We start from the raw sequence: 5,371 nt of genomic DNA on the forward strand, positions 1-5,371 counted from the left end.
TCTACTAGAGCAGCATAAGCTCGCATTCTTCGGGGCATCTTAGCATCATGGCGCAGTTGTAGCTCATTCAGTAGAATAAAATCGCCACACTCAGGACTATGGGCCTTGAGCAAAACATCACTTTCCCGCTCGATCCATTGAAGTTCACTGTTAATAATTTCCTGAACTTTGATCGTTTTATCCCCCGTGACCCAACGCCCCCAAGCTTGTGGACTAAGTCCAATTAAACGTTTACCGCCAATATCTGATTTTTTTACCATAAATAATCACACAATGGATTTTTCTGCGTCTTTTAACCATGCTTCTAAATCAGAAATCTGTCTAAAATCCAGTAAAGATTCAGCTTCTGCATTTTGCAACAGTTCCTTACCTATCTCCTCTTCATTCGTTCCTAACAACTGTAACAAGGTTACATTGATTGTTTGAATGTAAGGATTCAGGTCTGAACTGGAGGTATTAGGGATATTATTTTTGTAATAATTCAAAGAACATTTCTTTTTCTAAACTTTCAAGATACAATTCAATAGCTTCTGTAATATTATCAATTGTTTCTTCAAAAGTGTCTCCTTGAGAATGACAGCCTTTGAGAATCGGGCAAAAAGCATGATAGCCTCCATGTTCTTCCTTTTCGAGAATCACGGTGTAATTGTAAATTTGTTTGCTGTTGTTGTTCATATATATTTTTTACTTGAACTGGTTTGAGCGCAAAATAGTTTGGGTAAATCTCGAATTTGTCGTACCAGCTGATTTAATTCTTGGGGTTCTAAGGAGGCCTGATGCTCCGGACTAGGGAGAGTGCGATCGCCAACGAATTACCCGTGATTATTCGTTATAGTTTAAAATTGAGACAGAGACATCCTACCACTAGCCACCTAGGTAGATGAGTCTAGTTGGTACGAACTGAGATCATATAGACCGTCAAAGCCCTGCACCTTATGGTTTAGTTTATATTTCATTTAGAAACAGGAGGAACAATTACCTCATGCCAGTATAATATCATAACTTGTTGCATAAATAAACCAAGGATTGCGATTATTTTACATTTCTTTACATCATTGGGAGATCCCCAAGGAATTACTCGTCATTGTTTAAATTAACCCTTACCTGGAGACTGTCTGTGGGGGAAAGCTCAAGTCGGTTGAAACCGACTGGTTTTGTCGTGGGTGATTATTGGTTATAGGTTAAAATTGAGACAGAAAAACCCTCGAACGCGATACTACCGCACCCGCACCCACTACAACTCCATTTCCTAAAGTAACACCTGGTAGGATAATAGCTCTATAGGCAATCCAAACGCGATCGCTTTTTATGTAACGTATGATATGTCTACTTCAAGGAAACTTTTGGTGAACTAAACTACTGGCTACAATCAATCGATCTGCTGGATCACCATGAAAATTCCCTGGTAATCTAGTTGACAGCACCGCAATTTCTGGTGTTAAAGCTAACAGTTGAATTTTTGGATGTTGAAGTGCGAGATTTATCCAAATTTGGACATCCATTGATAAACCAATTCTATTTTTGGCAACCAGCATTGCTAATTCCCAGCAACTAATTGCAGCAATGCCAATGATATCAGCTTTGTTAATGGCTTCAGTAGCTTGTACCGAAAGATTTTTAGATTCTGTTATCCACCAAATCCATTAATGTCACCCTACTTGTCTGCTTGATTATTATCCCTTATTTTCCAACAACTCTAATTATTTTAGCTGGATTGCCAACAGCGATCGCTTGAACCATCATCTGATAGTAAAATCTCATAAGGGGCTTGGGTTTGTTCAAGACAAGAAGATATTGTGGTGCGAATAAATTTTTCAGCATTGTAAGTGGGAATACAAATACTTATTTTCAGTGCGTTATTGTGCATTGTAAATTGTAAAAATTTTGTTAATTTTTCAATCAAAGTAACCAAGGAAAGTAGGTTCTTGCGCCTGTTTTATGGAGAATTAGTCGCCATATTCTCCCGCTCCAATATACTCTTACACATCAGCTTAGCTGATTTCGACTCCGCTCAACCACAGGGGTTGTTTATACGAGTTCATTTTAAATCAAAATGGCGATTGGGAAGCACTCTCTACGGGCGATTGCAAAGCACTCGCGAGATCGCCAGTCTTCCAGCCACTAGTGTTAATTACCACCCTCGAGGTCTAAATTTATCGTCATTGAGAATGACTAAATTATCTCCTGACTGACCAATTACAAATAATCCCTTCCGATAAGCATAACGAGAAACATCCAGTGGAATTACCATTCCCGCTACCGCTCCCAACACCCGGTAACTTTCATACCTGGGGAAGAAACGCTTGAATTTTGATAGTCTTTCTAAATGTTCATTCACATCGTCTTCTGACAGTTTACTTTTCGCTTCAATTAAAATAATATCAGAACTATTAATAACTAATAGGTCAATTTCTAATCCTTCTTTTCCCGTTTGGATATAAGTGTTGCTGGCTATTTCTTTGACTGCTATACCTCTTTCTTGAAATAATTTCACTGCTGCTGGACGCACCTGTGATTCGACGAACTCTCCTAGTCGATTGCCTAACTGACCAATTTGGTTATTAACCCTTTTGGATTCTTCACGTAATAAACGATCCGTTTCTTGGAACTTCCGATCCGTTTCTTGGGACTGCTCACGCAGGAGACGTTCCGTTTCTTGGGACTGCTCACGCAAGAGACGATCCGTTTCTTGGAACTTCCGATCCGTTTCTTGGGACTGCTCGCGCAGGAAACGTTCCGTTTCTTGGGACTGCTCACGCAAGAGACGATCCGTTTCTTGGAACTTCCGATCCGTTTCTTGGAATTTCCTTTCTGTCTCTTTCTGAGACTCAATAAGTTCTCCCAGCAGTTTCCATACCTCATCAGCAGTAGTCGCCATATTCTCCCGCTCCAATATACTCCTACACATCAGCTTAGCTGATTTCGACTCCGCTCAACCACAGGAGTTGTTTATATGAGTTTATTTTAAATCAAAATGGCGATTGCGAGGCAATCGCCCTTGCGAGATCACCAGTCAGGTTTCCAAACAATGCTTTTGTGTGCCACAAAGTTACGAGTTAGTCAATATAACAACAAACCTCTAAGGAATTAGCTGTTATTAGTTGAGTTAACCCAAGCCTGGAGACTGTCTGTGGGGGAGACCGGGAATTGATTCCCGGTCTCAAAGCTCAAGTCGGTTTTAACCGACTGGTTTTGCTGTGGGTGATTATGGTGTATGTGAATTTGTTTCAAATTAAAAGGGCGATTAGGAAGCACTCTCTATGGGAGCTCGCAAAGCACTCGCGAGATCGCCTGTTGTAGACATTGTGACCGATTACACATCTAGTTGATTGCCATTTTGCATATCAAGTTGTGGTTTTAGACCATTGGATTTTTCTGCGTCTTTTAACCATGCTTCTAAATCAGAAATCTGTCTAAAGTCCAGTAAAGATTCAGCCAGTGCTTCTAATTGAGGTACTGACAATTGCCGGATCTGTCCCAACCGTTGCTCCGACAACTCCCCCAGTCGCCGAGTTAGTTGGCGAATCACCATGGTGATCGCCTTCTTGACAAACCTGTCCCTGATCCAACTGAAAAATGCGATCGCATTTTTCCAGCGTACTCAATCGATGAGCAATCAAAATCACAGTTAACTGATGACTTAACCCCTCAATTGCTGCCATCACTTCCTTTTCTGTGGTATTATCCAGGGCGCTGGTGGCCTCATCCAAAACAATTATAGAAGCTCGTTTATACAATGCCCTGGCAATGCCAATTCGTTGACGCTGACCACCAGATAACCGAATACCCCGCTCACCCACAATTTCTTCATATCCTCCCTCTCGACCTTCTATAAAATCCGCAATTTGAGCTAGTCTTGCTGCTTCCTGCACTCGCTCCATATCTATTTCAGCCAGGGGTACACCAAAGGCAATATTTTCCGCTATGGTAGCATCACTAAGAAAAATACTTTGAGGTACATGGGCAATAGTGCGTTGCCAATTGGCTAATCTTTCCCCTTCTAGGGGTTCCCCATCTACTAAAATCTCTCCCTTTTCTGGCTGTAATAACCCCAAAATCAGGTCTGCTGTGGTACTTTTACCACTACCAGTGGTACCGACAAAACCCACGGTGGTATTGGCTTTAATCTCCAAACACAAATCCCGTAATACCCAAGGTGTGGATGGACTATAACGAAACCAAACATTCCGTAACTGTAAGCCTTGATTTAAAGGCTTTCCCATTCCCTGGGGGGTGGGCAACATATCCACGGGCATGGCCAACTTCTCTAAAACCTTTTGCAGAGATACTTGGTTCCCCCGCAGGAATGCAATAGAACTAAAACATCCCTGTAAAGCTGGTAAGAGGCGGTTGGCAGCTAAAGCTAAAGCCCCTAAAATGGGAACTACTCTAGCTAATTGCTCCTGCTGATATGCCATGACCACGGCAATGGTACAGATTGCCACCATGGCTATAGGTTCAATAATATAACGAGGTACCAAGCTGATTAAAGCATTATTGGCACTTGCCAACCGCAGTGGTCTATCTACCTGACCATAGCTATTGACGAATATGCCTTGGTTCCTCTCCAGAATTACATCTCTGATTCCCCCTAAACCCTCTTGCAGATACTTAATCAAAAATCGGTTCTGACTGGTAATAGTATGGCTATTATTAGCTAAAGTGTGTTTGCTCACTTCTAGCAAAATCCAGTAACTGACCCCCAGGGTTACTGCTGTCCCAATAGCAATTCCTGGACTGATGATCACAACCGATAGCACCAGGGCAATGACAATCATTGTATTGACCGCCAACAATAGAGTTTGGGGTAAAATAGTGTTACTCACCAGACTAATATCACTTGTAATCCCGGCAATTAATTCGTTACTGCTGTGGCGAACATGAAAGCTGTAGGGTTGATACAAAACCCGGCGATACACTTCACAACTGAGTTCACTGGCTATGGCGGCTGCAAATCTCAATTGGGAGCGGAGAGTAATTATGCGTAGGATATTGGCTAATATGACTGCCATACCAAAGGTTCCAGCCAACCAAAGTACCAGGTGAAAGGTGGTGGAGACTTCTAATTTCTGCCAAAGGGGTTGGAATGTGGGATTTTGTAGCACTCCGTTGGCGTTACTTAGGGCACCTAAAAAGGGGAGGACTGCTCCTAGGCTAATGACTTCACTAGTAGCAGTGAGCAGCATGAGGATAAATAACCACAGTAGTTGTTGACGACGATGGGAAGGGAGCAGGCGGTATAGTCGGTGGAGGTCTTGAGGTAGGGACATGGGTGGGTGATTGTAGTCTATTAATTGTGGTACATGTAAATTTATTTTAAATCAAAAGGGCGATTGCGAAGCAATCGCCCGTTGTAGACACTGTAACCGAT

The 5,371-nt window shown here is 42.1% G+C and carries 8 protein-coding genes and 2 pseudogenes; all 10 read right to left on the reverse strand.

Going from position 1 to position 5,371, the window contains the following annotated elements; genetic code table 11:
• A pseudogene (locus ASL19_RS00300) lies at positions 1-260 on the reverse strand (transposase); the annotation flags it as partial.
• Between the two features lie 6 nt (positions 261-266).
• Positions 267-485 (reverse strand): hypothetical protein, encoded by a 219-nt coding sequence (locus ASL19_RS18000; protein ID WP_057176829.1) that lies wholly within the window; start codon positions 483-485, stop codon positions 267-269.
• Positions 466-675: a type II toxin-antitoxin system HicB family antitoxin gene (locus ASL19_RS00310; RefSeq protein WP_057176830.1), complete on the reverse strand. Its 210-nt coding sequence runs from the start codon at positions 673-675 to the stop codon at positions 466-468. The genes ASL19_RS18000 and ASL19_RS00310 overlap by 20 nt, the downstream gene beginning before the upstream one ends.
• Positions 672-767: pseudogene (locus ASL19_RS18880) on the reverse strand (hypothetical protein); the annotation flags it as partial. The pseudogene ASL19_RS18880 and the gene ASL19_RS00310, both read right to left, overlap by 4 nt.
• Positions 768-1,181: 414 nt before the next feature.
• The gene (locus ASL19_RS16375; protein WP_082604624.1) at positions 1,182-1,322 is read right to left on the reverse strand and encodes a hypothetical protein; all 141 of its coding nucleotides are present in this window, start codon (positions 1,320-1,322) and stop codon (positions 1,182-1,184) included.
• Between the two features lie 9 nt (positions 1,323-1,331).
• Complete coding sequence (locus ASL19_RS00315) at positions 1,332-1,640, reverse strand: type II toxin-antitoxin system VapC family toxin (protein ID WP_057176831.1); 309 nt, start codon at positions 1,638-1,640, stop codon at positions 1,332-1,334.
• A gap of 65 nt (positions 1,641-1,705) precedes the next feature.
• A complete protein-coding gene (locus ASL19_RS16380) occupies positions 1,706-1,867 on the reverse strand; it encodes a glycosyltransferase (RefSeq protein ID WP_082604623.1) in 162 nt (53 codons plus the stop codon).
• Positions 1,868-2,131: 264 nt separating this feature from the next.
• Positions 2,132-2,878: a hypothetical protein gene (locus tag ASL19_RS00320; RefSeq protein ID WP_057176832.1), complete on the reverse strand. Its 747-nt coding sequence runs from the start codon at positions 2,876-2,878 to the stop codon at positions 2,132-2,134.
• Between the two features lie 435 nt (positions 2,879-3,313).
• Entirely contained in the window at positions 3,314-3,532 is a 219-nt protein-coding gene (locus ASL19_RS16385; RefSeq protein WP_072149046.1) for a DUF4351 domain-containing protein, read from the reverse strand.
• Entirely contained in the window at positions 3,432-5,270 is a 1,839-nt protein-coding gene (locus ASL19_RS00325) for an ABC transporter ATP-binding protein (RefSeq protein WP_235528883.1), read from the reverse strand. Before ASL19_RS00325 ends, ASL19_RS16385 begins: the two co-directional genes overlap by 101 nt.
• Positions 5,271-5,371 lie beyond the last annotated feature (101 nt).

This window comes from Cylindrospermopsis sp. CR12 (genome assembly GCF_001432185.1).
In the GTDB taxonomy this organism is placed as follows: domain Bacteria; phylum Cyanobacteriota; class Cyanobacteriia; order Cyanobacteriales; family Nostocaceae; genus Raphidiopsis; species Raphidiopsis raciborskii.

Excerpts from the sequence above, each read along its gene's own strand:
- ASL19_RS00320 (WP_057176832.1), bottom strand. The coding sequence starts at position 2,878 with ATGGCGACTACTGCTGATGAGGTATGGAAACTGCTGGGAGAACTTATT.
- ASL19_RS16385 (WP_072149046.1), bottom strand. The coding sequence starts at position 3,532 with ATGGTGATTCGCCAACTAACTCGGCGACTGGGGGAGTTGTCGGAGCAA.
- ASL19_RS16380 (WP_082604623.1), bottom strand. The coding sequence starts at position 1,867 with ATGCACAATAACGCACTGAAAATAAGTATTTGTATTCCCACTTACAAT.
- ASL19_RS00325 (WP_235528883.1), bottom strand. The coding sequence starts at position 5,270 with ATGTCCCTACCTCAAGACCTCCACCGACTATACCGCCTGCTCCCTTCC.
- ASL19_RS00310 (WP_057176830.1), bottom strand. The coding sequence starts at position 675 with ATGAACAACAACAGCAAACAAATTTACAATTACACCGTGATTCTCGAA.